Source organism: Streptomyces cellostaticus, from assembly GCF_023630175.1.
GTDB classification, from domain to species: domain Bacteria; phylum Actinomycetota; class Actinomycetes; order Streptomycetales; family Streptomycetaceae; genus Streptomyces; species Streptomyces cellostaticus_A.
On record NZ_JALLIN010000012.1, the window covers coordinates 81,231 to 106,568 of the forward strand.

20 protein-coding genes are annotated in these 25,338 nt (G+C 74.0%); 12 read left to right on the forward strand and 8 right to left on the reverse strand.

Going from position 1 to position 25,338, the window contains the following annotated elements:
- Positions 1 to 71: 71 nt before the first annotated feature.
- The 3 genes from MXD57_RS10275 to fxsT are packed head-to-tail and all read left to right on the forward strand — an operon-like array spanning position 72 to position 7,089.
- Positions 72 to 1,562 carry a VMAP-C domain-containing protein gene (locus MXD57_RS10275; protein WP_250401032.1) on the forward strand — a complete coding sequence of 497 codons (1,491 nt, stop codon included), beginning with the start codon at positions 72 to 74 and terminating at the stop codon, positions 1,560 to 1,562.
- Complete coding sequence (locus MXD57_RS10280) at positions 1,559 to 2,719, forward strand: AAA family ATPase (protein WP_250401033.1); 1,161 nt, start codon at positions 1,559 to 1,561, stop codon at positions 2,717 to 2,719. Before MXD57_RS10275 ends, MXD57_RS10280 begins: the two co-directional genes overlap by 4 nt.
- A complete protein-coding gene (fxsT, locus tag MXD57_RS10285; RefSeq protein WP_250401034.1) occupies positions 2,716 to 7,089 on the forward strand; it encodes an FxSxx-COOH system tetratricopeptide repeat protein in 4,374 nt (1,457 codons plus the stop codon). The genes MXD57_RS10280 and fxsT overlap by 4 nt, the downstream gene beginning before the upstream one ends.
- A gap of 162 nt (positions 7,090 to 7,251) precedes the next feature.
- On the opposite strand, the gene MXD57_RS10290 is transcribed toward fxsT, so the two are convergent.
- The 8 genes from MXD57_RS10290 to MXD57_RS10325 all read right to left on the reverse strand — a co-directional run bounded on the left by MXD57_RS10290 (position 7,252) and on the right by MXD57_RS10325 (position 16,027).
- Positions 7,252 to 9,132, reverse strand: a complete 1,881-nt coding sequence (locus MXD57_RS10290; RefSeq protein ID WP_250401035.1) for an HEXXH motif domain-containing protein — start codon at positions 9,130 to 9,132, stop codon at positions 7,252 to 7,254.
- A gap of 295 nt (positions 9,133 to 9,427) precedes the next feature.
- Positions 9,428 to 9,598: a hypothetical protein gene (locus tag MXD57_RS10295; RefSeq protein WP_250401036.1), complete on the reverse strand. Its 171-nt coding sequence runs from the start codon at positions 9,596 to 9,598 to the stop codon at positions 9,428 to 9,430.
- A 126-nt stretch (positions 9,599 to 9,724) separates the two neighbouring features.
- Entirely contained in the window at positions 9,725 to 11,266 is a 1,542-nt protein-coding gene (locus MXD57_RS10300; RefSeq protein WP_250401037.1) for a PP2C family protein-serine/threonine phosphatase, read from the reverse strand.
- A gap of 177 nt (positions 11,267 to 11,443) precedes the next feature.
- Positions 11,444 to 12,097: an SLATT domain-containing protein gene (locus MXD57_RS10305; protein WP_250401038.1), complete on the reverse strand. Its 654-nt coding sequence runs from the start codon at positions 12,095 to 12,097 to the stop codon at positions 11,444 to 11,446.
- A gap of 442 nt (positions 12,098 to 12,539) precedes the next feature.
- Complete coding sequence (gene msrB, locus MXD57_RS10310; protein WP_250401039.1) at positions 12,540 to 12,947, reverse strand: peptide-methionine (R)-S-oxide reductase MsrB; 408 nt, start codon at positions 12,945 to 12,947, stop codon at positions 12,540 to 12,542.
- A 14-nt stretch (positions 12,948 to 12,961) separates the two neighbouring features.
- Entirely contained in the window at positions 12,962 to 14,353 is a 1,392-nt protein-coding gene (murC, locus tag MXD57_RS10315) for a UDP-N-acetylmuramate--L-alanine ligase (RefSeq protein ID WP_250401040.1), read from the reverse strand.
- A gap of 267 nt (positions 14,354 to 14,620) precedes the next feature.
- Complete coding sequence (locus MXD57_RS10320; protein WP_250401041.1) at positions 14,621 to 15,091, reverse strand: indole-3-glycerol phosphate synthase; 471 nt, start codon at positions 15,089 to 15,091, stop codon at positions 14,621 to 14,623.
- Positions 15,092 to 15,253: 162 nt separating this feature from the next.
- Positions 15,254 to 16,027 (reverse strand): pyrimidine reductase family protein, encoded by a 774-nt coding sequence (locus tag MXD57_RS10325; protein WP_250401042.1) that lies wholly within the window; start codon positions 16,025 to 16,027, stop codon positions 15,254 to 15,256.
- Between the two features lie 37 nt (positions 16,028 to 16,064).
- Between MXD57_RS10325 and zapE the strand changes: the two genes are divergently transcribed.
- The 9 genes from zapE to MXD57_RS10370 all read left to right on the forward strand — a co-directional run bounded on the left by zapE (position 16,065) and on the right by MXD57_RS10370 (position 25,274).
- Positions 16,065 to 17,168: a cell division protein ZapE gene (zapE, locus tag MXD57_RS10330; protein ID WP_250401043.1), complete on the forward strand. Its 1,104-nt coding sequence runs from the start codon at positions 16,065 to 16,067 to the stop codon at positions 17,166 to 17,168.
- Between the two features lie 340 nt (positions 17,169 to 17,508).
- Entirely contained in the window at positions 17,509 to 17,904 is a 396-nt protein-coding gene (locus tag MXD57_RS10335) for a hypothetical protein (protein ID WP_250401044.1), read from the forward strand.
- Positions 17,905 to 17,979: 75 nt separating this feature from the next.
- Positions 17,980 to 18,558: a carbonic anhydrase gene (locus MXD57_RS10340; protein WP_250401045.1), complete on the forward strand. Its 579-nt coding sequence runs from the start codon at positions 17,980 to 17,982 to the stop codon at positions 18,556 to 18,558.
- A gap of 8 nt (positions 18,559 to 18,566) precedes the next feature.
- On the forward strand, positions 18,567 to 20,093 hold the full coding sequence (locus tag MXD57_RS10345; RefSeq protein WP_250401046.1) for a SulP family inorganic anion transporter: 1,527 nt from the start codon (positions 18,567 to 18,569) through the stop codon (positions 20,091 to 20,093).
- 145 nt (positions 20,094 to 20,238) lie between these two features.
- Positions 20,239 to 21,069 carry a slipin family protein gene (locus MXD57_RS10350; RefSeq protein ID WP_250401047.1) on the forward strand — a complete coding sequence of 277 codons (831 nt, stop codon included), beginning with the start codon at positions 20,239 to 20,241 and terminating at the stop codon, positions 21,067 to 21,069.
- Positions 21,070 to 21,178: 109 nt separating this feature from the next.
- The gene (locus tag MXD57_RS10355; RefSeq protein WP_250401048.1) at positions 21,179 to 22,033 is read left to right on the forward strand and encodes a polysaccharide deacetylase family protein; all 855 of its coding nucleotides are present in this window, start codon (positions 21,179 to 21,181) and stop codon (positions 22,031 to 22,033) included.
- Between the two features lie 240 nt (positions 22,034 to 22,273).
- On the forward strand, positions 22,274 to 22,993 hold the full coding sequence (locus MXD57_RS10360; protein WP_250401049.1) for an aminoacyl-tRNA hydrolase: 720 nt from the start codon (positions 22,274 to 22,276) through the stop codon (positions 22,991 to 22,993).
- 100 nt (positions 22,994 to 23,093) lie between these two features.
- Positions 23,094 to 24,401: a DUF692 domain-containing protein gene (locus tag MXD57_RS10365; RefSeq protein WP_250401050.1), complete on the forward strand. Its 1,308-nt coding sequence runs from the start codon at positions 23,094 to 23,096 to the stop codon at positions 24,399 to 24,401.
- 102 nt (positions 24,402 to 24,503) lie between these two features.
- The gene (locus tag MXD57_RS10370) at positions 24,504 to 25,274 is read left to right on the forward strand and encodes a DUF4142 domain-containing protein (RefSeq protein ID WP_250401051.1); all 771 of its coding nucleotides are present in this window, start codon (positions 24,504 to 24,506) and stop codon (positions 25,272 to 25,274) included.
- Positions 25,275 to 25,338: the final 64 nt, after the last annotated feature.

Below are 25,338 nucleotides of genomic sequence, written 5' to 3' on the forward strand. Positions count from 1 at the left end.
CGGCGTTCACCCGAATCGCTTGGCCCGGGCCGAGGGCTGTGGAAGAGTGCACGGCCACGAAGGGATGGGAGATGACTGCCTACGGGGGCGGCGGTCTCGGACTCGTACGGGAGTTCGCGGAAGCCTTGGGCAGGTGTGCGAGCTTGCAGGAGCGCGGCTCGAGGGCACTGTGCCTGCGGCTCATGGCCAAGGATCTCGGCGCGCCTCCGCCGGTCCGGGAGTACGACGTGGCGCACTACTTCCTGCTGGAACTGGCCTCGGTGTGCCTGGAGAACCCGAGGACGATGCGGGCGCTGCTGGAGGCGCTCAGGGCGTTCAACGAGGACGTCGACGAGATCCGGGCACTGACCGACGACCTGCTCGCCGACCCCGCCCTCCCGGTCGACGAGGTCCTCTCGCTGCGGCCGCTGCTCGACGGGCTGGCCCCGCCCAACCTGCCCGCCCTGTGCCGCAGAGCCGTCGCGGACCTGCGGCCGGTGCCGCCCTATCCGGACGCCTGGAGCGCCTTCGAGGGGCTGAGCAGGCTCAACGCCCGTCCGGACGGGCTGCCTCCCACCCTGGCCCTCGTCGAGTACGTGGCCGCCGAGGCCCCGCACGACCGCGGCTTCACGCTGCGGGCCTGGAACGACGCGCAGGCCCAGGCCCTGTCCCTGCTCACCGAGCTGCGCAGCCTGCGGCAGCAGGCCGCGTACGCGTCCAGCCCCGAGCCGGGCAACGCCTACCTGGTGGTCCGGCTGCTGCGCCGGGAGGAACCGGGGCGCTATCTGCTCACGTCGTGGCGCCACTACGACCCGGACGCCCCGGACTCCTGGCGTCCACGCCAGGAGGAGAGCGTGGAGGTGACGGCGGCCGAGGCGGAACGCGAGGTCGAGCGGCTGGTGTTCGCAGCCGACGAGGACTGGGCCCGGGACGCCGACCGCATCCACGTGGAGTTCCTGCTGGGCGCGGACGACCTGACACTGCCGGTGCACCGCTTCCGCACCGAGCTGGACAGCGATCCGGTGTCGTACCTGAGCGTGGGGTACTGCGTCGTCGTGCGCAGCCTGCAGCGCAGCCGGACACCCCGCTGGTACCGGCCCTGGCGGCAGCGCTGGGCGGCCGTCCGGGACACGCCCGAGCTGACCCGCCCCCTGGTGGTGGGCGGAGGGCGGGCCGAGGACCCGCGGCGCGGTGACGTCTCCGGGCTCGACGCCCGGCTGAAGGGGGACAGGTCGGTCGGCTGCCTCGTGCTGTCCCGGCCGCCGGAGGGTGCCGGCGAGGGGGCGCAGGAAGCACTCGTCGCCCTGCGATGCGGGGTTCCCGCCCTCCTCTGGGATTCACGGGACACACGTGACCTGAGTACACGGCAGGACGTTGTGCAGTACGACAACGCGTTGCTACGCGACCTTTCAGGGCTCCGCGAGGCCGTGACAGAATTGCGAACCGAAGCCCACGGGGGTTCCTTGAACGGCCGCGACGATCATCCGGGGCACCATCTGGTACTCCTGTGGGACGACCCGACGAGGCCGGTCGAGAGCTCTCAGCCGTTGACGGGACCGGACCAGGGGGTGGACGGTCGATGACCGGCGCTGCCCAATTCGAGGGGAACGGCACGGGGGCGGGTTCCGCGCGCCTTCCGCGGCCCTGGTGGATCTACCGGGGCACCGGCCTGCCGTTGCACGACATCGAGCTGGCCGACGTACTGCCCGGGGCCCCGCCCTGGCGCACCTTCACGGGTTCCTCCGCGTCCGTGGACGGGGACGGGACCGGCGGGGCGCAGGCGCCGGTGGAACCGCCCGCGCCGCCGCAGGACGAGGCCGAGCTGCGGCGCAGACTGGGGGCGGCCCGCGAGGGCATGGTGGCCGATCCCACCGAGGTCGACCTGGTGAACGCGGCGCTGATCCTGCGACGCCCCCTGCTGGTCACGGGGCGCCCCGGCACGGGCAAGTCGTCGCTGGCCTACCGGATCAGCCGCGAACTGGGGCTGGGACGGGTGCTGCGCTGGCCCGTCACCTCCCGGACGACCCTCTCCTCCGGTCTGTACCGCTACGACGCCGTGGGCCGGATCCACGCGGCGGCCACCTCGGACTCCCGCGCCGCGTCACCGGCCCCGGAGGGCGCGCCGTCCGGGGCCGGTGACGCGCCGTCGTCCGACATCGGCGCCTTCCTCGAACTCGGGCCGCTGGGCACGGCGTTGCTGCCCCACGCGCTCCCCCGGGTGCTGCTCGTCGACGAGTTCGACAAGAGCGACATGGACCTGCCGAACGACCTGCTCGACGTCTTCGAGGCGGGTGAGTTCACCGTCCCCGAGCTGGCCCGGCTGCGCGGCCACCGGCCGGTGGTGGAGGTGCGGTCCGACGATCCCGACCGCACGGTCCTGATCCGGGACGGCCGGGTCCGGTGCCGGGAGTTCCCGCTCGTCGTCATCACCAGCAACGACGAACGCGAGTTCCCGCCCGCCTTCCTGCGCCGGTGTCTGCACCTGCACGTCAGGGAACCCGAGCGGGACCGGCTGGCCGACATCGTGGCCGCGCACCTCGGGTCGCGGGACGACGACCCCCGGGTCGCCGAACTCATCCGCCTGTTCGCCGAGCGCAGCGCGCAGGAGAACGGCCTCGCCACCGACCAGTTGCTCAACTCCATCTGGCTCGCGACGTCCGGCGCCTATTCCCGCGGCGCCGACTGGGAGGCACTGCTGCGGGCCGTCTGGCACCGGCTCGACGGCGTGAGAGAGCCGTGACGCGAGACGGCGGCACCGAATCGGCCCCCGCGGACCCGGGTTCGTTCGGTGCCTCGTGGTCCGAGATCGCCGACGCGTTGGTCCTGCTGGCCGTCGGAGCGGGCGAGGGCTCCGGGGAACGCGGTGCGGACGGCCCGGAGCCGGCCCGGTCCGAGCCGGCTGCGGCCGAGCCGCCGCCGGCCGACACCCGGGGGGCGGAGGAGGAGCACGGCGCCCCACCCGCACCCGCGCCGCCGGAGCAGGGCGCGGGGGACGAGAGGGGCCCGCGGACGTACGCACCGGACCCGCACGGCACAGCGCGGGCCGACGCGCTGCTCGGCGCCCCGGCCGGGCCCGCCCCGGACGGCGCCGCGTCCGCCGGCGGTCCGCACGCGCCCGTGCACCGGGCGGCCTGGCCCGCGATCCGGGCCCGTGAGCTGGCCCGGGCGTTACGCCCCTTCAAACGAGCCACCGCGTCGGCCACCCGGACCGAGCTGGACGAGGAGGCGACCGCGGAGTCCACGGCGCTCAGCCTGCGCTGGATTCCGCAGTTCCGGCCGCTGCGGGAGCGGTGGATGGACGCCGTGCTGGTGGCCGACGTCAGTTCGTCGATGACCGTGTGGCGGCGCACGGTGGCCGAGTTCGAGCAGGTGCTGCGGCACACCGGCGCGTTCCGTGACATCCGGGTGCACACGCTCGACGGCGACCGGCTCGCGGAGTCCGATCCGCCCTGGCACGTCGGGCGTTCGCCCCTCACCGTGCGGCTGCCCGACCGGGGGCGCCAGGTGGTGTTCCTGGTGACCGACGGCGTCGGGCCCGGCTGGCGCGGCGGGCGGGCGGCGCGGCTGCTCGCGGAATGGGCCCGGCACGCCTCGGTGGCCGTGGTGAGCGTCCTGGGCGAGGCCGTCTGGCACCGCACCGGGCTGCCCGCGCACCTGGCCCGGGTCCGCGTCCCGGGACCCGGCGCGCCCAACAGCACCTGGCAGGTGCGCGGCGGCACGGACACGGCCGTCGTCCCGGTGCTGGAACTGGCCCCCTCGTGGCTCGGCCGCTGGGCCCGGCTGGCCACGGGTTCGGCGGCCGGTGCGCACGACGTGTGGGTGACCACCCCGGGCGCGGGCCGTCACCCGGACCCGGCCGCCGCCGCGGAGCCGCCGCCGGACCCGATGGAGCGGGTGTCACGGTTCCGGGCCGACGCCAGCCCGGCGGCCTGGGAACTGGCCGCGCGCCTGGCAGCCGTCCCGCTCAACATCCCCACGATGGAACACCTGCTCCGGGCCGGCGGTGCGCGGACCGGTCCCGGGGAACTGGCCGAGGTCATGCTGGGCGGCCTGCTCCGCAGGGTGGGTTCCGATCCGCTCGACGAACTGGACGTCGCCTACGAGTTCCACGACGGCGTACGGGAGTTGATGCTCTCGGCGGCCGGGTCGAGGGACGAGACCCGATATCTGCTGCGCAGCACCCTGGAGCGGCTGGGCCGCAAGTGGCAGCCGTTGCGGGACCTGGGAGCGCTGCTGGACGACCCGCGGGCCTCCCCGGGCGACGTCCCGTTACCCGAACGGCTGATCCCGTACGCCCACGTTCAGGTGAAGGTGACCAGGGCACTGAGCGGCCCCTACTTGGAATCTTCGCGCGTGCTCCGAAGCCGCTTGGAGCAGTCCGCTTCCGCCCTCCCGGCCCAGACCGACCAGTCTGAGGTGATAGACGTGACAAATAGCAGCAATTCGGGCACAGATCGACCCCAAGTCGGAACGGCGGGCGATCGCGCGGCGGATGCGCCGCCGACCGGCATACACGACTTACCCGATGTGTCAGATGATTCGATAAGAGGAGCACCAGTGTCAGTCCCCCTCGTCCGGAGCTCCCCGCCGACGGAGGAGCGCCGGGCCGGAGATCCCGCCGTGTGGAACGTCCAGCCCCGGAACCCGAGTTTCACCGGGCGGGCGAGAGAGCTCGCGGCGCTCCATCAGAGACTGACCACGGAGGGCGCGACCGCGGTGCTGCCCGAGGCGCTGCACGGTCTGGGCGGTGTCGGGAAGACGCAGATCGCCATCGAGTACGTGCACCAGCACGCGCCGGAGTACGACGTCATCTGGTGGATCTCCGCCGAGCGCCCGGAGCAGATCCGCCAGTCGCTCACCCAGCTCGGCGCGGCCCTCGGCCTGGAGACGGGCGGCGAGCAGGAGATCACCATCGCGACGGTGCTCTCCGCGCTCGGCGCCGGGCGCCCCTACCGCCGCTGGATGCTGGTCTTCGACAACGCCGAGGACCCCGATGTGGTACGGCGCTTCTTCCCCGCCCAGAACGCCGGCAGGATCCTGGTGACCTCGCGCAACGCGCAGTGGGGCCGCATCGCCCGGACGGTCGACATCGACGTGTTCACCACCGAGGAGAGCATCGAACTCCTGGCCCGGCGCGGACCGGAACTCCAGCCGGAGCAGGCGGCCCGGATCGCCCAGGCCCTCGGAAACCTCCCCCTCGCCCTGGAGCAGGCCGCCGCCTGGCTGTCGGAGACCGGCATGCCCGCGGACGAGTACCTGCACATCTTCGAGGACGAACGCGCGGATCTGGACTCCCAGCGCAGCGAACTCCTCGCCGCCGGCGTCCCCCTCGACTACCCGGAACCGGTCGCCGCCGCCTGGAACATGTCCCTGGGCCGGCTGGCCGAGCGGCACCCGGGTGCCCACCAGCTCCTCCAGGTCTGCTCCTTCTTCGCGCCCGAGGCGATCCCCCGCCGCATCTTCGCCGGTGTCCGCGGGGTCGAACTGCCCGCCGAACTCACTCAGGTGCTGCGCAGCCCGGTCAGACTCGGCGAGGCGATCCGGGAGATCAACCGGTACTCCCTGATCAGGATCAACCATCGGGACGGCACCGTCCAGATGCACCGCCTGGTGCGAGCCGTCCTCGTGGGCCGCATGTCCCTCCAGGAACAGGCCGACATGCGTCACGCCGCGCACATCCTGCTCGCCAACTACGACCCGGTGGACGTGGCGCCCGCCAACTGGCCCCGCTACGCGGAACTGCTCGTCCATGCCCGCTTCTCGCGCGCCCTGGAGTGCGATGACGGCTGGGTGCGGGACATGGTGGTCAACATCATCCGCTACCTGCACCGCTCGGGGGACAACCTGACCTGTGCGGAGTACGGCCGCGAGGTGGTCGAGGCCTGGACCGCCCGCCGCGGCGAGACCGACCTGCAGACGCTGAACGTGGCCGGGACGCTCGGGCACACCCTGCGTGCCCTGGGCCACTTCAGGGAGGCCTCGGAACTCAACGACAAGAGCCTGCGCCTGCTGCGCGACAGTGTCGGGGACGACCACCCCGACACGCTCGCCGCGATCGGCTCGGTGTCCCAGAGCACGCAGATCCGCGGCGACTTCGGCGCCTCGGTGGAACTGGAGGAGGACCGCTGGCGCCGCGCCGTCCGCGTGTTCGAGGACGGCGACCCCACGCTGCTGGCCGCCGCCAACGACTACGCCCTGGCACTGCGGCTGGTGGGGAAGTACACGCAGGCCCGGGACATCGACTCCCAGGCCCGGGACGCCGCCCTCAGGTCACTCGGGTACGACGCCCTGCTGACCCTGCTGATCACCAGCAACCTGTCCATCGACGTGCGGGAGTCCGGTGACTACCTGCGCAGCCGGGAGATGCAGGAGGAGACCCTGCAGCGGGTCCGGAACGTCATCAAGGACCGTGCCGCCCCGGTGAATCTGATCGCCGCCCGCACCCTCGCCGTGGCCCGCCGCAAGGCCGGGGACCACGCCGGTGCGCTGGAACTGAACGAGGAGACCCTGCGGCAGTACCGGAGCAAGTTCGGGGAACGGAACCTGAACGTGGCCGCGACCGTGCTCAACCTCTCGATGGACCTGCGGCAGAACGCGGACCTGGAGCAGGCCCGCGCCGTCGGCGAACAGTGCCTGAACACGCTGCGGGACCTCCTGGGACCACGGCATCCCTACACGCTCGCCGCCGCCGCCGACCTGTCGGTGACGCGGCGGCTGATCGGCGAGGTGGACGAGGCGCTCGCGGCGGACAGGGAGACGTACGAGGCGCACTGCGCCGCTCTCGGGGCCGAGCACCCGGGTTCGCTGGGCATCGCGATCAATCTGGCGAGCGACCACTACACGCTCGCCGACTACGCCGAGGCGCTCGCGCTCGACGAGCGCACGCTGCCACTCTGCCGGACGCAGCTGGGCGACGACCACCCGGCCACGCTCGCGTGCTCGATGAACCTGTCGCTCGACCTGCGAGCCCTCGGCCGCGGTGAGGAGGCCCAGCGCCTGCACGCCGACACGCTGGAGCGCTATCGCTCCGTCCTGGGCAACAGCCACCCGGCCACCGTGGGGTGCGGCCGCGGCATGCGCGCGGACTGCGATGTGGAGGTGCACCGCTGACGGCGGGCCGTCCGGCACATCGGGCGGTCCGGCACATCGGGCGGTCCGGCACATCGAGGGTCCGGCACATCGGGCCCGTCCCGCGGGCAGTGCCCGTCCCGCGGGCAGTGCCCGTCCCGCGGGCAGTGCCCGTCCGCCGGACCGGCCGGCCGGTCCGCCGGTTCAGTCCGCCGTCGCGCCCCGGGCGGCCGCCTCGGCGATCAGGGCGGCGAGGGTCTGCGGGGGCTGCGGGCGGCCTCGCAGCAGCAGCAGCCGGTACACGGCGGCCACCAGTTCCGGCCGGTGCAGGAGCATGCCGCGGGCCCGGCCCTCGGGCAGGCTGAGCGCCAGTCCGGCCCAGGCGGCGGGGTCGGCCGGGTTCTCGGCGATCAGCCGGCGGTATCCGGACAGTGCGGCGCCGCGGTCCCCCGCCGCCCACGCGTAGTCCGCCGGGGCGGCACCGACGCTGCCCGGATCGGCGCGCAGGCCCTCGAAGCGCTCGCGGTCGCCGATGCGGATCCGCACCAGCCGGGTGCGGACGTCGGACGTGAGCGGTCCCGTCCGCAGCGTCACGTCGGGAAACGCGGGCGGTGCCGGAGTGCCGTCGGCGAGGGCGGCGGCCCAGGCCTCGGCCTGAGCGCTGTCGCAGCTCAGCTGGGAGAGCCGGAAGACCATCCGGTGGTCGTCACGGGCCTCCTCGGCGGCCAGCGCCGCCGCCGCGGGCACCGTCTCCTTCAGCACGGCGGCGAGCGTGCCCTCCACGACGCGCAGGAACCGTTCACCGTCGTGGGTCAGGACCGCCTCGGCCCACAGCGTGCCCAGCCCTTCCTCCACCTGTCCCCTGCGCAGCGCGCCCTCGAAGTCCGCGACCGCACGCTCGGCGTCCGTGGTGCCGGGCCGCTCCCTGAGCGCGAACCAGAAGGCGGCCACGCCGAGGAACGCGTAGACACCGTGCAGCATCCCGCGCAGCGGTCTGGGATCCGCACGCCAAGGCGCGTAGTGCGTCTCCTCCCGCCCCCCGCGCAACAGCGTGACCAGGTCCATGAGCGTGCTGAGTTTGCTGTGCTGCGCCTCGTGGACCAGGGCGACGGCCAGGTCCACGGGCCTGGCCGGTCTGGTCAGCAGCAGCCCTCCGAACGCCTCGGGGTCGCTGCCGCTGAAGACCTCCGCGGGACTGCGGTCGGGCAGCGGGGTGACGGCCAGCAGGCAGTCCGCCAGGCCCTGGGGATCGATCCGGCGCTGTTCGGCCACCAGCGGCCAGGCGTCCTCGTAGAGTCGTCGCCACTCCCGCGTCTCGTCCTCGTCCAGCCGCGCGACCGGCAGCCTGCGCAGGAAGTGCCTCCAGGGGTCGAGATCGTCCAGCAGCGGTGCGCCGGCCGGCTCCGCACCGGGCGCCCGCAGCCGCCGCAGTGCCCACCAGCCGGGGGCGTCGCGGGTGAGGTCGGCGGGTAAGGGAACGGTTCCCGAGGAGCAGCGCACCCCGGAGCCGCCGTGGTCGCGGAAGACCTCGGCGACGGGGTCCGCGGGGTTGCCGGGAATCGTCGCGTATCCCAGGGAGGGAAGGAGTACGCCGTGCTCCGTGAGAGGGACGGCGGTGCGGAACGGCACGCGGGCCCGGAGGGCCGCCGCCGCGGCCAGGGCGTGCACCCGGGCAGCGTCCCGCAGCACCGCGGGCTCCGGCCCGGCGTCCCCCTCGCTGCGCAGCTCTCGCAGCGTGCGGGCCAGCCAACTGCCCACGCTGGGATGGAGCAGGACGGATTCCACGGCGTCACGGTCCGCGGTCTCGGCGCCGGCCAGCAGTTCCCAGGCCTTCTGCGCGGGGGGCAGCGACGCGTGCCACGGTACGTACCGGTCGGCGCTCTCCACCAGCGCACGCAGGAGCACCAGCCGGCGACTGCGCTGCGCGGAGCGAAGGGCGGCGACGGCGTCCCGCCCGCCACCGCCCCGAGCGAGTTGCAGGAAGTGCCCGCCCCGCAGCCGATGCCGTGCCCCGACGGGCGGCAGGCACGAGTCGGATCCGGCTGCGTTCTTCCCGCCGGGGAGGGTGGTGCCCGCGTCCGACATGGTTCTCCTCGCCATGGACCGGCTCAGGACAAGTGGGGTCCGGTGCCGTGGCCGGAAGGACTCAGCGGCTCGCGGTGCACGGCGCCGCGCCGCGCGGCCGTCCGGCACGGCATCACGGACCCGGCCCTAGTGCTGCGACCGGAAAGGTTCACCGGCTCGCGGCGCCCGGCACGGCACGGCACCTCGCCGCGTCGTCGCATCACCCGAGTACGTCCAGTACGCGGACGACGCTCCGCCTTGCGCTGCACCGCACCGGACGCCGCGAGCCTTCCGGCAAACCATTCCGGTCACGGCCCTAGCAGTCGGCGCTCGACGAATTCCCCAGCGTGGGAGGGTTGTCGACGAGCGCGAGCAGACGCCGGGCCTCCATGGTCAGACCCGCGGACGCCAGGGAGCCGACTGCCGCCAGCGGCACCTGAGAGAGATCCACCAACTCGGTCTCGACATCGGCTGCCGACAGATCCACGGCTCGTCCCCCTCTTTTTCACGACAGCACACGCGTCCCCTGTCATGGTTACCCAATCGATCGGGTTGCGAAAGATGGCCGCCCGCCGGGAGCACGACAAATGGCCATCCTCGCCGGGCCGCGCGTTCAGCCCGACGCCCTCGTCCCGTAAGGCGGTTCGCCGGCCGGGCGGCGCGGGCTCGGCCGGGCCGCGAGGACGGCGACGTCGTCCTCCGCGTGCCGGGCGTCCAGTGCGGACAGGATGGTGTCCAGTACGTCGCCGACGCCCTGACCGGCCGGGAAGCGCAGGCCGGCCAGACGGGCCAGGGAGCGGTCGATGTCCTCGCCGCGGCGTTCCACGAGACCGTCGGTGAACAGCACCAGGGTCTGCCCGGGGGACGCCGGGTGGGTGACCGAGTCGTATCCGCCCAGGCCGGTGCCGAGCGGTGGCCCGACCGGCACCGGCAGCAGCGCGGCCGCGCCGTCCGGGCCGATCAGCAGGGGCGGCAGATGGCCGGCGCCGGCCAGCGTGATCTGCCCCCGGCCGGGGTCGACGCGGGCCAGTAGACAGGTGGCCGGTCGTCGATCGGCCTCGCCGGAGGCGATGAAGTCCATCTGGCGCAGCACCCGGTGCGGCGGCAGGTCGGTGGCGGCGATGTAGCGCAGGGAGGAACGGTAGGCGTTCATGTCGACGGCGGCCTCCAGGCCGTGGCCCATGACGTCACCGACGACCAGCAGGGTGCGGCCGAAGTGCAGCCGTACGGTCTCGCACCAGTCCCCGCCGACCAGCGTCCGGCCGCCCGCCGGGAGGTGGCGGACGGCGATGTCCAGGTTCGGGTGCGGTCGGCCGGGCTCGGCCAGCAGCGCGCGCTGCAGGTCGCCGGTGGTCCGGCGGATCCGGTCATGGGTGCGGGCGTGCCTGATGTGCGAGGCGGCGCGCTCGGCGAGCAGGGCGAGCAGCTCGGCCTCGGCCCGGTCGTGGGGCGCGCCCCGACGGGCCGTGACCAGCAGGCCGTAATGGTCGCGGCCGCTGGTCACCGGCGTGACGAGGACGGAGCGGCCGGGGGTGCCGGGCGAGCCCCGGGCCCGGGTCCCGGGCGGCAGACCTCCCGCCGGCGATCCCGCCTCCCGGGCCGCGGCCAGGGCCCGGGAGGCATCGGGCAGCAGCTCCGCCTCACCACTGACCGCCCGGTATCCGGAGCGGTCGCCACCCCCGTGGCCGGCCCCGGGCTCGCCGCCGCGGCCCGCGCCGGAGCGGCCGCCATGTCCCGGAGCGGTGCCGCCGTCGTGGCCCGACCCGGGCCGGCCGCCGTGCCCCCGGCCGGAGTCGCCGCCGAGGCTCGCGCCTGGGTCGCCGCCGTACCCCGGCTCGGTGTCGCCCCCGTTCCCCGGGCCGGTACCGGCCCCGTCCTCCGGGCCGGCGCCACCGCCGTAGCCCCCGTGGCCACGGCCGATGTCGCCGCCGCGCAGGACGGCCGCCGTGCCGCCGGTCAGCCGCACGGCGGCCGCGGTCAGCTCGGCGCAGGTCTGCTCCTCGTCGAGCGTCGTGCCGATGCCGCCCAGCGCGGCCCGCAGGGCCGCCGACGGCGCCGCGCCGCCCTCCGGCCGGCCGGATCCGTCCGGCAGACGCCGGCCGCCGCCGGGCGCGGGCCCGCGGCGGGGCTGGATCCAGCGCGACACACCCCACACATGCACAGAATCTCAAATCGGGACAATCCAGCCAGCCGGCATTCCCGCTCCCCGGCGGGATCCGCACGGACCGCGGCCCGCCGTGACCGGGATCGCGGCGGCACCCGGCACGGCGGCCGAGCTCGGGCCGGCTCCCCCGGCACGAGGTCCGGGGCGACCGCGACGCGGTTCGAGCGGTCAGCGTTCGGCGGCGGCACCGGCGTCGCGTGGCGCGGGCAGCCCGGCGGCCGGGTCCTGGAAGTGCTGGAGCCCGGCGCGGAACTCGGCGGTCCAGTCTCCGGTCTCGGACTGCAGGTGGGTGCGGAGCTTGCCGGCCAGGTCACCGATCAGCAGCAGCCTGCGTTCGACCAGGGTCTGCTCCGGCACGCCGGTCGGGTCCCGCAGCAGTTCGGCCGACCAGGCCAGCCGGAAGGCGCTCAGCTCGCCGCGCAGCGCCTGCGCCGCCGTCATGTCCCGCATCCAGGCCGTGGACAGACCGAAGAAGTGGTCGAAGCCCTTGCAGCCCGCGGCGACGGCCAGGAAGACATAGCCCCAGCTCTGGATGTCGGTGCCGGTGGCGGCGCCGGCCAGCGGGATCACGGTGCCGGTCGTCGCGAGGACGATCATCAGAACGCGAACGAGGCGGGAGCCGCGCCGTTTGCGGCGCTTGTCCCGCAGGTACCACTCGATGGCGTCCTCGGCCTCCTGCTCGGCCCAGACGCGCAGCGACTCGACCGACCCCAGTCGCTCGTGCGGCGTACCGGTGGTGAGCGCCGGGAAGGCCCTGCCCCGCAGATCCCGCCCGCCCGTCGGACCACCACCCGACCGGCCGGCCCCCGTGCTCCCCGTCAACTCACCCTCCCCGGCAGGGTATTGCCAGCAGGGTAGCGGACACGGCCGTCACGGGCAGCCGTCGCAGCCGCCTCGGCGGAGACCTCTCCTCGACGGGCGGACATGTGCCGCGTCAGCCGGGGTTCGCCCCGTCGCGATGCCGGGCGGGCGAACCCCGGCTGACGCCGCACCGAGGGCTGTCCCGGAATCCCCGGTGGGTCGGCGCGCGGCGCCGGATGCGGCGCGTCGCACGGCGGAGGGCCGTCCTCGTACGGGGCGTGTCCGGGCGATCCGGAAACGCGGCGAGGTGCCGTGGCCGTCGTCGTGCGCCCGCCGGGGATCGCGGGACAGCCGTTAGGCGTAGGTGGACGCGCCGTGCCCACGGACCCGGAAAGCGGCCCTGTCCCGGAGATGGTCCCAGGTCAGGGCCGCAAAGGCAGACGAGCCGAGCCACCCGCCAGGATCAGCCCTCCGCCGGCGCCAGCCGCAGCGAGACGCTGTTGATGCAGTACCGCTGGTCGGTCGGGGTGGGATAGCCCTCGCCCTCGAAGACATGGCCGAGGTGGGAGCCGCAGCGGGCGCAGCGCACCTCGGTGCGGACCATGCCGTGCGAGCGGTCCTGGACCAGTTCGACGGCGTCGGTGTCCTTGGGGTCGTAGAAGGACGGCCAGCCGCAGTGCGACGCGAACTTGGTGTCCGAGGTGAACAGTTCGGCGCCGCAGGCACGGCAGGAGTAGACGCCCTCGGTCTTGGTGTCGGTGTACTCACCGGTGAAGGCCGGCTCGGTGCCGGCCTGGCGCAGCACGGCGTACTCGGCCGGAGTCAGCTCCGCCCGCCACTGCTCGTCCGGCTTCTCGACGCTGTACGACATGAGCCTCAGCCCCTTCACTGCTGCGACAGGCGGTCCAGGATCTTCGGGCCCAGGTCGGTCACGTCGCCCGCGCCCATGGTGAGAACGAGATCACCGGGCTTCGCCATTCCCGCGATCACGGCGGGGATCTCCGCCTTGTCGTGGACGGCGGTGACGTCGGCGCCGGCCGCGCGCGCGGCCTCGATGATCAGCTCGCTGGTCACCCCGGGGATCGGGTCCTCACGGGCCGGGTAGATGTCCAGTACGACGGAGGCGTCGGCGAGCGCCAGCGACTGGCCCATCTCCTTGCCCAGCTCCTGGGTGCGGGAGAACAGGTGCGGCTGGAAGACGACCAGGATGCGCGCGTCGCCGGCGGCGGCGCGCATGGCCTCCAGGTCGGCGGTCATCTCCGTGGGGTGGTGGGCGTAGGAGTCGATGACCTGCACCCCGGCCGCCTCACCCTTGAGCTGCAGGCGCCGCTTGACGCCGGTGTACGCGGCGAGCGCGGACGCGAGACCGGCGGGCGGGACGCCGAGGGCGGCGCCCGCGGCGAGCGCGGCGACGGCGTTGAGGGCGTAGTGCCGGCCGGGGACGGAGACGGTGAACGTCAGCTCCCGCCCGTCGAGCACCGCGGTCACCTGGCTGCGCAGCCCCTGCGGGACGATGGAGAGCACCCGCACGTCCGCGTCCTCGGCCTCGCCGTAGGTGACGCACCGCACCGCTCCGGCCAGCCGCCGAGTGAGTTCGCGGGCGCCCTCGTGGTCGGCGGAGACCACCAGTGTGCCGCCGGGCACGATCCGGCCGGCGAAGGTCTCGAAGGACTCGTAGATCTCTTCCATCGAGGCGTAGTTGGCGTGGTGGTCGAGCTCGACGTTGAGGACGATGGCGACCTCGGGCGCGTACTTGTGGAAGCTGCGGTCCGATTCGTCGGCCTCTGCGACGAAGATGTCGCCGTCGCCGTGCAGCGCGTTGGAGCCGGGCGCGTCCAGGTCGCCGCCGATGGCGTACGACGGCCGCAGGCCCAGCTCGCCGAGGGACACGGCCAGCATGGACGTGGTGGTGGTCTTGCCGTGGGTGCCCGCCACGGCGATCGGCCGCAGCCCCTCCATCAGCGCGGCGAGCGCGTCCGAGCGGTGCACCACCGGGATGCCCAGCTCGGCGGCGCGCACCAGTTCCGGGTTGTCCTCGCGGATGGCGGACGACACCACGACGCAGCTCGCGTCGTCGGCGAGGTGACCGGCGGCGTGCCCGATGTGCACGGTCGCGCCGAGGGCTCGCAGCGCGTCGGCGGTCGCCGACTCCCTGGCGTCGCTGCCGGCCACCGCGGCGCCGCGCTGGGCGAGGATCTTGGCGATCCCCGACATCCCGGCGCCGCCGATGCCGATGAAGTGCGGTCGGTCCATGGCGGCAGGAAGTCCGGGTGCCATGCGCGTTTCTCCCAAGATCCGGTACGGGCTGAGCGTGCCTGGTGCCGCGCCGGTCAGGGGCTGCCCGTCGAGGAGCGGCGTCCGGCGGGTGCTCTCGGTGCGCGGGCCGGTGGCCCTCGTACGGGATGTACTCGGGCCCTCGGCCGGTGCGGCGAGAGTGCCCGCCGGGCGTGGCGGCGGGGCGGACCCCGGCCGACGCGGCACTAGCCTATGCGCTCGCGCCCGGCCTCCTTCGCAACGGGCACGGCGCCTCCGGCCGCCGCCGCGTCAGTCCTCGCCGTGCGCGAAGAGCTTCAGCACCGGCACACCCACCTTGTGCCGGGCCCGGGAGGCCCAGTCCCGGTGGAAGAACTCCTCCACGTAGTGCGGAGCGGTCAGCACGATCACCTCGTCCGCGCCCGCCTCGCCGACGAGTGCCTTGAGCGCGTCCAGCGGATGGTCCTCGACGAGCCGCCCCTGCGCCTCGCTGCCCGCGGCGCGCAGCGCCCGCAGGGAGACCGCCAGGGCCTTCTCGGCGGGCTCCTTCGCGGCCTCGCCCTCCGGCATCCTGCCCTCGCGGACGGCGTCGTCCAGTTCGCCGAGCGCGATGTCGTCGATGGCCCGCAGCAGGCGGTCCTGGTCGCCGCGCGGCTGGAGAAGCACGTGGAACGAGACCGGCTCGTCCCCGTGCAGGGTGGTGACGAACTCCACGTCGACCGACGACAAGGCCTTCTCGATCATCAGAACGCTAGTGAACACCCGGCGCCTCTCTCCTCCCGTGGGCCCGGCAGGGCCCTGCGGAAACCATCCTGCCCCGTGATCGCACGGCTAGACCGGACTTGGGGGCTGTCCGGTGGATCACACCGGACAGCCCCAGTCTGCCCGCCCCGGAGCGGCACGGACCGACACATTCCATCGCTTTCAGGGCCGGCTGTACCGGCTGAACAGGAATCCCTCCTCCTCCAGCAGGGACACCAGGGCGAAACGGCACGGGACGGCGACGGACGGTCCCCCCGCGATGCGCTGCGCGTCCCCGGCGGTGAGCATCGGCGAGACGGTCAGGCACAGCTCGTCCAGCACCCCGGCGGCCACGAACCGGCCGAGCAGCCTGGGACCGCCCTCGGTGAGCAGCCGGGTGTACCCGAGGCCGGCGAGGGCGCTCACCGCGCGGGCCGGGTCGACGTCCACGCCCTCACCGGCGAAGACCACCCGGGCGCCGGCCTTCCGGGCGGCGGAGACCCGGTCCGGGGCCGCCGCCGCGCCGGTCACGATCACGGTCGGCACCAGGGGCGAGGTGAACAGCGGAAGGGAGAAGTCCAGCTCCAGGCCGGCGGTGACGACCGCGATCGCCGGGGCCGCACCCTGGCCGGCGGCCTGCCGGGCCGCCGCGAACTCGGCACGCGCGCGTGCGGGCCGGTAGCCCTCCTGCCGTACCGTCTCCGCGCCGACCACGATCACGTCCGCGAGCGCGCGCAGGGTGCCGAAGACGCGCATGTCGGCCGCGCTGGAGATGGGCTGGGAGCGCCCCTCGTGCTGGGCGGCACCGTCGAGGGTGGCGACCATGTTGGCGCGCAGCCACGGCCGCGGGGCGCCGGCGGCGGGCTTCGGGTAGGCGTAGGCGGCGGCCAGCTCGGCGAGGCTCCACTCCCGGGCCTGGTCTGGTGTTTCGTCGGTCACAGGGAACAGGCGTCGCATGTCGTGCAGTGTGACACGGCGCTTAGCATGGGTAACCGTGTCGTCCTCCACCGCAGCCCATGGTTCCAGTCCCCTGACCGACGCGGGTCCGCTGTCCCTCACCGCCCGCGAGCCGCACGTCCCCGCGGACCGGCTGGTCGCCGAGATGGTGCCGCCACCGCGCTTCGACTCGGTGCGCTTCGCCACCTACATCCCGGACCCGAACCAGCCGAGCCAGACCGAGGCCGTGCGGGTGCTGGAGGGGTTCGCGGCCGGGCTCGGCGGCGCGCACGCCACGGGCGCCGGCAGGCGGGGCTTCCTCGGTTTCGGCCGGGCCAAGGCGCCCAGGACCCCGGCGGGCCCCCGCGGGGTCTACCTGGACGGCGGCTACGGCGTCGGCAAGACCCACCTGCTCGCCTCCCTGTGGCACGCCACCCCGGCCGAGCCCTCGCTCAAGGCGTTCGGCACCTTCGTGGAGCTGACCAACCTGGTGGGCGCCCTCGGCTTCCAGCAGACGGTGCAGACGCTCAGCGGCCACCGGCTGCTGTGCATCGACGAGTTCGAGCTGGACGACCCGGGCGACACCGTGCTGGTCTCCACGCTGCTCGGCAGGCTGGTCGAGGCGGGCGTGGCGCTCGCCGCCACCTCCAACACGCTGCCCGGCAAGCTCGGCGAGGGCCGGTTCGCCGCCGCCGACTTCCTGCGTGAGATCCAGGGCCTGTCGGCCCACTTCCGCGCCCTGCGGATCGACGGCGAGGACTACCGCCACCGGGGTCTGCCCGAGGCGCCGGCGCCGTTCACGGACGAGCAGGTGACGAAGGCCGCGTACGCCACGGCGGGCGCCTCGCTGGACGACTTCCCGCATCTGCTGGAGCACCTGGCGAAGGTGCACCCGAGCCGGTACGGCGCGCTGACGGACGGGCTGAGCGCGGTGTGCCTCACCGATGTGACGCCGGTGCCGGACCAGTCGACGGCGCTGCGGCTGGTGGTGCTGGCGGACCGGCTGTACGACCGTGAGGTGCCCGTGCTGGCCTCGGGGCTGCCCTTCGACCGGCTGTTCAGTGAGGAGATGCTGAACGGCGGCTACCGCAAGAAGTACTTCCGCGCGATATCGCGGCTCACCGCGCTGGCCCGGGACGCGAAGGGCCTCGTCGTCTCATAGCCCATGGCCGCGCGGCCCACCGCCCCGCAGCCCCACGACTCGCGCTCCGTCACCTCGCGCCCCCGTCACCTCGCGCCCCCGTCACCTCGCGGCCCGGCGACTCGCGGCCCGATACCCCGCAGCCCAGCACCTGGCCGGCCAGTGCCGCGTCGATATTCGTTCGGGACCCGTCGGGTCAAGAGCCGGTTCGCGCCATGCGAACCGCACTTTTCACGCTCTTTTGCGCGCTTCACCCTCAGTTAACCCTGCAAAGGTCCTTGCGGGGTTAACGTGTTTCTTGACCATCCATTGACCAATGGTTGGTGCACGCAAGAGGTGTGAACTTCTGGGAGGGGGGCGCATGTTCCGAGGTGGGATGGCCCGGATCACGCTCACCTTCGTCACCACCGCCCTGCTCGCGCTTCAGTTCTTCGCGGTCGCGGGAACCTTCGCAGCCGCGCACACCGTCGGTGAGGCAGAGGCCAAGGCCTGGACCGGAATCACCTCCTCCGTGCAGCGACCGGCCGAGCAGGCGGACCCGCTCCGCGAACCGGGCCGCCCCAAGGAACCCGCCGGCACCCCGCACATCCGGGACCGGCACCGCGCACCCGCGGCCGGGTGCGCGCGGGAGCACCCGCTCACATCCCGGCAGACGGCCGCCCCGTGGTCACCGGCGCCGTCCGGTGATCCGCACCACCGCACCACGAGATCCTCCAGAGCCCACTCCCCGGCGGCGCTGCAGGTGTTCCGCCGCTGAGAGCCGGCCCTTCCCCCCACGACCGTCGTGCAAGCCCGACGCGCCGGTGCGGCGCGCCAGGAGGAATCCACACACATGCAGCCCCTCATCGACAACGCCCGTACGTTCGGACAGCGCCCTGAGGAGTTCGCCGAGCTCGCCGCGGGACAGTCTCCGCAGGTCCTGTTCATCACCTGCTCCGACTCCCGGGTCGTCCCGGCCCTGATCACGGGCGCCCGCCCCGGCGAGCTCTTCGAGCTGCGCACCGCGGGCAACATCGTCCCGCCCTACACCTCCGAGCGGCCCACCGGTGAGGCCGCCACCATCGAGTACGCCGTCGAGGTGCTCGGGGTCCGCGACATCGTCGTCTGCGGTCACTCGCACTGCGGTGCCGTCGGCGCGCTGGTGCGCGGCGACGACCTGACCGCCGTTCCCGCCGTGCGCGACTGGCTGGCGCACGCCGCCGCCCGCCCGGCCGGCGGCGCCGCGGATCCGGAGGTCGCCGAGGGCGTGCAGAGCCACGTCCTCACCCAGCTCCTGCGGCTGCGCTCGTACCCGTGCGTCGAGCGGAGGCTGGCTGAGGGCCGGATCGACCTGCACGCCTGGTACTACGAGGTGCACACCGGCGCCGTGCGGACGCACCGCCCGCAGACCGACACCTTCGAAGCCCTGTGAGCGCGCCGATGACGACCTCACGACTCATATCCCGCTTCCCCCACCTGCGGCAGGACTTCACCGCCTCCCTCGTCGTCTTCCTGGTCGCGCTGCCGCTGTGCGTGGGCGTGGCCGTGGCGTCCGGGGCGCCGGCCGAGCTCGGGCTCGTCACCGGCATCGTGGGCGGCCTCGTCGCCGGGGCGATGCGCGGCAGCAGCCTGCAGGTCTCGGGGCCGGCCGCCGGACTGACGGTGCTCGTCTTCGAGGCGGTCAAGGAGTTCGGGCTGCCGGCGCTCGGTGTGATCGTGCTCGCCACCGGCCTGCTCCAGGTACTCATGGGCGCGCTCCGGCTCGGCCGGTACTTCCGGGCCATCTCGGTCTCCGTGGTCGAGGGCATGCTGGCCGGAATCGGGCTGGTCCTGATAGCCGGCCAGCTCTATCCGGCCCTGGCGGCCAAGGCCCCCGACTCGGGCCTGGGCAAGATGGCCGGGCTCCCCGGGGCGTTCCTGGACGCCCTCGGCGACGGACCGGCGCTCGCCTCACTCGCCCTGTGCGCGGGCACCGTCGCGGTCCTGGTGCTGTGGCGGCTCGCGCCGGCCGGGGTGCGCACCGTGCCCGGTCCGCTGGCCGCGGTCGGCCTGGCCACGGCCGCCGCGGCGGTGCTGGGCCTGCCGGTGGCGACCGTCGAGGTGAAGGGGCTGCTGGGCTCGGTGCAGCCGCCGCCGCTGAGCGAGTTCGCCGGCCTGGCTGGCCCCGGGCTGCTCGGCACGATCGTCGCGTTCACGCTGATCGCGTCCGCCGAGTCACTGTTCAGCGCGGCTGCCGTGGACCGGCTGCACGCCGGGCCGCGCACCGCGTACGACAAGGAGCTGATCGCCCAGGGCGCCGGCAACACGGTGTGCGGGCTGCTCGGCGCGCTGCCGATGACCGCGGTGATCGTGCGCAGCGCGGCCAATGTCGCTGCGGGCGCCCGCACCAAGGCGTCCCGGGTGCTGCACGGGGTGTGGCTGCTGCTGTTCGCCGCGCTGCTGCCGGGCGTGCTCGCCCTCATCCCGGTCCCGGCCCTCGCCGGGGTCCTGATACACGCCGGCGCCAAGCTGGTCCCCGTCCGGGCGCTGGCCGCGCTGTGGCGCGAGCACCGGGGCGAGGCGCTGATCCTGGGCGTCACGGCGGTGTCGATCGTGACGGTCAGCATGTTCGAGGGCGTGCTCATCGGACTGGCACTGGCGGTGGTCAAGACGGCCTGGGAGGCCTCGCACCTCCGGCTGGAGGTCGTCGACAAGGGCGCGGGCCCGGTCGAGGCGCACCTGTCGGGCAACGCGACCTTCCTGCGGCTGCCGAAGATCCTGGACAGTCTGGAGTCACTCCCCCAGGACCGTCCGGTGCGACTGGACCTGTCCGGCCTGCACCACCTGGACCACGCCTGCCGCAAGGCCCTGGAGAACTGGGCCGAGCGGCACAGCGCGGCGGGCACCGAGCCGGTCCGGGTCACCGAGCCGGCCGTCCCGGCCGCGCGGTCCGCGCCGGGCGAACCGGCCGGCGCGCCGGCGGCCTGAGGCCCCGGCACCTCGGACCGGGACGCCGACGCCCCTCGGTGTCCCGGTCCGGACCACGGCCGTTCGGCCCATGGCTTCTCCCTCAAACCCGGGCATATGGTTGCAGTAGCGGACAAAAGGCCGACCTCTCGGTGAGGAGGTCATCATGCTCCAGGAGCTGCTGGGAGCGGTCGCGGCCGCGGCAACCGTCGGCGTCGTCTACTTCGCGATGGCCGCGCGTGTGGTCAAGCAGTACGAGCGGGGTGTGCTCTTCCGGCTCGGACGGGTGATGGGCGACGTGCGCGACCCGGGCCTGACCCTGGTGATCCCGTTCGTGGACCGGCTGCACAAGGTCAACATGCAGATCGTGACCATGCCGGTCCCCGGTCAGGAGGGCATCACCCGGGACAACGTCACCGTGCGGGTGGACGCCGTCGTGTACTTCCGGGTGGTGGATGCGGCGAGCGCGCTGGTGAAGGTCGAGGACTACAAGTTCGCGGTGTCCCAGATGGCGCAGACCTCGCTGCGTTCGATCATCGGCAAGAGCGACCTGGACGACCTGCTCTCCAACCGGGAGAAGCTCAACCAGGGCCTGGAGCTGATGATCGACAGCCCGGCCGTCGGCTGGGGCGTCCAGGTCGACCGGGTGGAGATCAAGGACGTGTCCCTGCCGGACACGATGAAGCGGTCGATGGCCCGCCAGGCCGAGGCCGACCGGGAGCGCCGGGCCCGGATCATCAACGCGGACGCCGAGCTGCAGGCCTCCAGGAAGCTCGCCGAGGCCGCGGAGCAGATGTCCGAGACCCCGGCCGCGCTCCAGCTGAGGCTGCTGCAGACGGTGATGGCGGTGGCGGCCGAGAAGAACTCCACCCTGGTGCTGCCCATCCCGGTGGAGCTGCTGCACTTCCTGGAGAGGGGCCACCAGCTCGGGCAACTGCCCACGCCCAACGGCGACGCGGGCCAGCGTCAGGCACCGCGCCGGCCGGAGGAGACCTGAGCGGAGGACGGCGCAGGGCCGCCAGGGGCTCCCGCCGCCCGGGTGATCCCAGGGCCGCGTCAGTTGTCATATAAACCGATAACTGATTGTTCAGTACTATTTTCATGCGGTGATCGCTTCCCTACGCCGTCTCACCGCCCTCTGCGCCCTCGGCGCCGCCCTCGCCGCCTGCGGTACCGCGGGCAACCCCGGGCCCGCCCGTCCGGCCCACGCCAACCCGGCCCCCTCCGCCTCCCCGTCCGTCTCCCGGCCCCCGACCCTCGCGCCGGGCCCGGGCGGCCTGACCCCGGTGTTCGAACACGGCCCGCGCGATCTCGGCAAGACCGTCGCGCTGACCTTCGACGCCGACATGACCGCCGACGAGGGGCCCCGCGCCGCCTCCGGCGAGCACTTCGACAACCCTGACCTCATCGCCACGCTGCGCCTGCTGAAGGTGCCGGCCACCGTCTTCATGACCGGCCGCTGGGCCGAGCAGTACCCGGCCCAGGCCCGCTCCCTCGGGCGCGATCCGCAGTTCGAGGTGGCCAACCACTCCTACAGCCACTACGCGTTCACCGGCGACTGCTACGGCCTGCCGACGGTCGGCCCGGCCGGCATGCGCAAGGAGGTGGAGCGGGCCTACGCGTCCCTGCGTACGGCGGGTGTGCCGCACCCGCTGCCGTACTTCCGCTTCCCGGGCGGCTGCTACGACCGCCAGGCCCTGCGCGCGCTCGGCGCCACCGGGGTCACCGCGGTGCAGTGGGACGTGGTGAGCGGTGACGCGTTCGCCACCGACGCCGACGCCGTCGTCCAGCAGGTTCTGGACGGCGTCAAGCCGGGCTCGGTGGTCGTCATGCACTGCACCCGCAGCGCCGCTCCCACGACCGCGCGCGTGGTCCGCGCGGTCGTCCCGGAGCTGCGCCGGCAGGGCTACCGGTTCGTGAAGGTCTCCGAGCTGATCGGAGGGACGAACGGCCACCGGTGACGCCCGCGCCGAGACCGGGCCCGACTTACGACGGGTCGTACGGCGTGACCGCCGACGCCGCCGGGCCCCGGATGCGAAGGGGCCGCCGTCCGCATCCGGGAACCCTCGCCGAGCGCCCGCCCGGCGAGCGGCGGGGCGACCCCGGCGCGCCGCCGCTCCGGCTGAGCGGCCGGCGGCGGGCCGGGGCCGGACCAGGGGCTCGGCGGGGGCCCGGTCGGGCCCCTCGTAAGCTGGGCCCTTGTGAGTCAAGCCCCCGCCACCCCCGGCCACAGTCCCTTCCAGACCGAGTGCAATCCGCGTGACGAGGCGCCGCAGTTCGTGCTGCCGCTCGTCGTGCGGATCGAGAAGAGCGCCCCGCCCGCCCGTACCGACGCCCTGGAGACCGCCGCCCGCGCCGTGCTGCTGATGCTGGGCGACGACCGGGCCACCGGGGACGGCGAGTGGGCGCAGGCCGTACGGAACTGGGAGGACGCCCGGATCCGCAAGGTCGTGCGACGTGCCCGGGGCGCCGAGTGGCGGCGGGCCGAGGCGCTGCCCGGGATCACGGTGACCGGCAGGTCCGCGCAGGTACGGGTCTTCCCGCCGGTCCCGCTGGACGGCTGGCCCAAGGACCTGGCGAAGCTCCAGGTGTCGGGCACGGAACTGGACGACCCGGAGCCGCCGGCCGGCGCCGACCTCGCCCTGCCGGTGCTGTGGCTCAACCCGGGGCTGGAGATGTCGGCGGGCAAGGCGATGGCCCAGGCCGGGCACGGCGCCCAGCTCGCCTGGTGGGCCCTGTCTCCCGAGGCGCGTGCCACCTGGCACGACGAGGGCTTCCCGCTGTCCGTACGGACCGCCGCGCCCGGCGACTGGCCCGGGCTGACCACCAGCGGCCTCCCCCTGGTCCGCGACGCGGGTTTCACGGAGATCGCCCCCGGTTCCTGCACGGTCGTCGCCGACCACCCCGCGCTGCGCCGGTAGCGGCCCCGAACCTCAAATGTTGCTCTGAACGCGGGACGGTCAGGATTCGGGGCCGTCCGGCGGGGCCATACCCCCGTCATTCCAAGGAGGGGGTGGGGGCATGCTGCGACTGGGGACGGGGATCGGCTGGCGGCCGGAGATCGCGGACGCCGTGGAGGCCATGCCGGGCATCGACTGGGTGGAGGTCGTGGCGGAGAACGTCTGCCCCGGCCACCTGCCGGAGTCGCTGCTGCGGCTGCGCGAGCGCGGCGTGACCGTGATCCCGCACGGCGTCTCCCTCGGCCTGGGCGGAGCCGGGCGGCCCGATCCGGGACGGCTGGCGGCACTCGCCGAACGGGTGGCGGCACTCGGCGCGCCCCTGGTCACCGAGCACATCGCGTTCGTCCGGGCGGGTGGCGCGCTCACCGCCTCCCCGCCCCTGGAGGCGGGCCATCTGCTGCCCGTGCCGCGCACCCGGGACGCGCTCGACGTGCTGTGCGAGAACGTGCGGATCGCACAGGACGCGCTGCCGGTGCCGCTGGCCCTGGAGAACATCGCCGCGCTGTTCTCCTGGCCGGGCGAGGAGCTCACCGAGGGACAGTTCCTGTCGGAACTGGTCGAACGCACCGGCGTACGGCTGCTCGTCGACGTGGCCAACCTCCACACCAACCACGTCAACCGGGGCGAGGACCCGTCGGCCGCGCTCGCCGCGCTGCCGGTGGAGGCCATCGCGTACGTGCATGTCGCGGGCGGGTTCGAACGCGACGGCATCTGGCACGACAGCCACGCGCACCCCGTGCCGCGTGCGGTGCTCGACATCCTGACCGCCCTCGCCTCCCGCGTCGCGCCGCCTGGGGTACTGCTGGAGCGGGACGACGACTTCCCCGAGCCGGCCGAGCTCGAGCGGGAGCTGGGCGCCGTCCGGACCGCCGTGACGGCCGGGGCGGCGCGCCCGGCGGGCGGAGCGGAGAAGCCGCGCCGCGCCGCCGGTGGCCCGGCCGTGGGCGCGCCGGCTCCGGCCGGGCCCGGGGTGCGGCAGCGGCTCGGTGTCGCACAGACGGCGGTGCTGTCGTCGCTGGTGGCCGGGACACCGGTACCGGAGGGGTTCGACCGGGTGCGGATGGGCGTGCAGGGGCGGGCGCTCGCCGCGAAGCGGGCCGACGTGGTGGCGAGGGTGGCGCCCGAGCTGCCGGTGATCCTCGGGGACGGATACCGGCGGGCGTTCCTCGACTACGCCCGGAGCCTGCCGATGAGCGGCGGCTACCGCCGGGACGCGCTGGACTTCGCCGGCCACCTGCTGAAGCTGGGCCACCCGCGGGATCCGCGGGCCCGGCGTGAGCTGCGGGAGTGGTGGCTGCACCGCTCGGGCCCGGCGCCCCGCCCCCGCGGGCTGGCGGCACGGGCACGGGTGCTGCTGCGCGGGACCTGATCGGCCGGTCCGCCCCGGCCCACCGCTGACCGGTCGCCCCGCGGGCCGCAGTAATATGCCAGATCCGCACCCAGCACACCGGAGTGCGGTGCAGGAGGCACCATGCGACCGCGACCCCCCGTCAAGGGCCGAGGCATCTTCAGCGGCACCGGGCTGATCATCACGGCCCTCGCGGCGACCGCCGCGGCGCTGCTCTTCCCGCTCTGGTCGTACGCCGACCGGCCGGGCGGCACCGCCGGAGCACAGGTGCTCGGCGCTCGGACCGTGACGACGCCGTACGGTCCGCTCTCCGAGCGGGACCGGGACTTCGTGACCAAGGTGCGGCTCGCGGGGCTGTGGGAACTGCCGGCCGGTCAACTGGCCCTGGAGAGGGGCACCACCCAGGCCGTACGGGACGCCGGACAGCATCTGGTGGACGGCCACACCTCGCTCGACGCACACGACCGCACCGTCGCCTCCAGGCTCGGCGTGCCCCTGCCCGACCAGCCCAACGCACAGCAGAGACAGTGGCTCGCCACGCTGCGGAGCGCACGCGGCCAGGAGTTCGACCGGCAGTTCGCCTGCCTGCTGCGCCTGGCGCACGGCCGGGTGTTCTCGCTGATCGCCGACGTCCGCGCCGGCACCCAGAACTCACTGGTCCGCGATCTGGCCGACGACGCCAACACGACCGTGCTGGACCACATCAAGGTCCTGGAGGCGACCGGGTACGTCGACTTCTCCACGCTGGCCCGGGACCTCGCGGCCACCCCCTCCCCCGTGCCCACGCCGCCGGTCACCGACGCCGGTTCCGCCGCCCCGGTGGCGCCCGCGCCGTCGGAGTCGTACTCCTTGCCGCCCGCAGCCTCGAGCCCGCTCCCGGCGGATGCCCCCTGACCTGCGGCGAAAACGGAACGTCACGTACCGGCGACACTCGGTCCGGATGCTGGACCGGCCATGG

Coding starts and splice junctions, on each gene's coding strand:
- murC (WP_250401040.1), bottom strand. CDS start 14,353: ATGGCACCCGGACTTCCTGCCGCCATGGACCGACCGCACTTCATCGGC.
- MXD57_RS10345 (WP_250401046.1), top strand. CDS start 18,567: ATGACGACCTCACGACTCATATCCCGCTTCCCCCACCTGCGGCAGGAC.
- MXD57_RS10370 (WP_250401051.1), top strand. CDS start 24,504: ATGCGACCGCGACCCCCCGTCAAGGGCCGAGGCATCTTCAGCGGCACC.
- MXD57_RS10275 (WP_250401032.1), top strand. CDS start 72: ATGACTGCCTACGGGGGCGGCGGTCTCGGACTCGTACGGGAGTTCGCG.
- MXD57_RS10365 (WP_250401050.1), top strand. CDS start 23,094: ATGCTGCGACTGGGGACGGGGATCGGCTGGCGGCCGGAGATCGCGGAC.
- MXD57_RS10290 (WP_250401035.1), bottom strand. CDS start 9,132: ATGTCGGACGCGGGCACCACCCTCCCCGGCGGGAAGAACGCAGCCGGA.
- MXD57_RS10325 (WP_250401042.1), bottom strand. CDS start 16,027: ATGCGACGCCTGTTCCCTGTGACCGACGAAACACCAGACCAGGCCCGG.
- MXD57_RS10335 (WP_250401044.1), top strand. CDS start 17,509: ATGTTCCGAGGTGGGATGGCCCGGATCACGCTCACCTTCGTCACCACC.
- msrB (WP_250401039.1), bottom strand. CDS start 12,947: ATGTCGTACAGCGTCGAGAAGCCGGACGAGCAGTGGCGGGCGGAGCTG.
- MXD57_RS10280 (WP_250401033.1), top strand. CDS start 1,559: ATGACCGGCGCTGCCCAATTCGAGGGGAACGGCACGGGGGCGGGTTCC.
- MXD57_RS10350 (WP_250401047.1), top strand. CDS start 20,239: ATGCTCCAGGAGCTGCTGGGAGCGGTCGCGGCCGCGGCAACCGTCGGC.
- MXD57_RS10340 (WP_250401045.1), top strand. CDS start 17,980: ATGCAGCCCCTCATCGACAACGCCCGTACGTTCGGACAGCGCCCTGAG.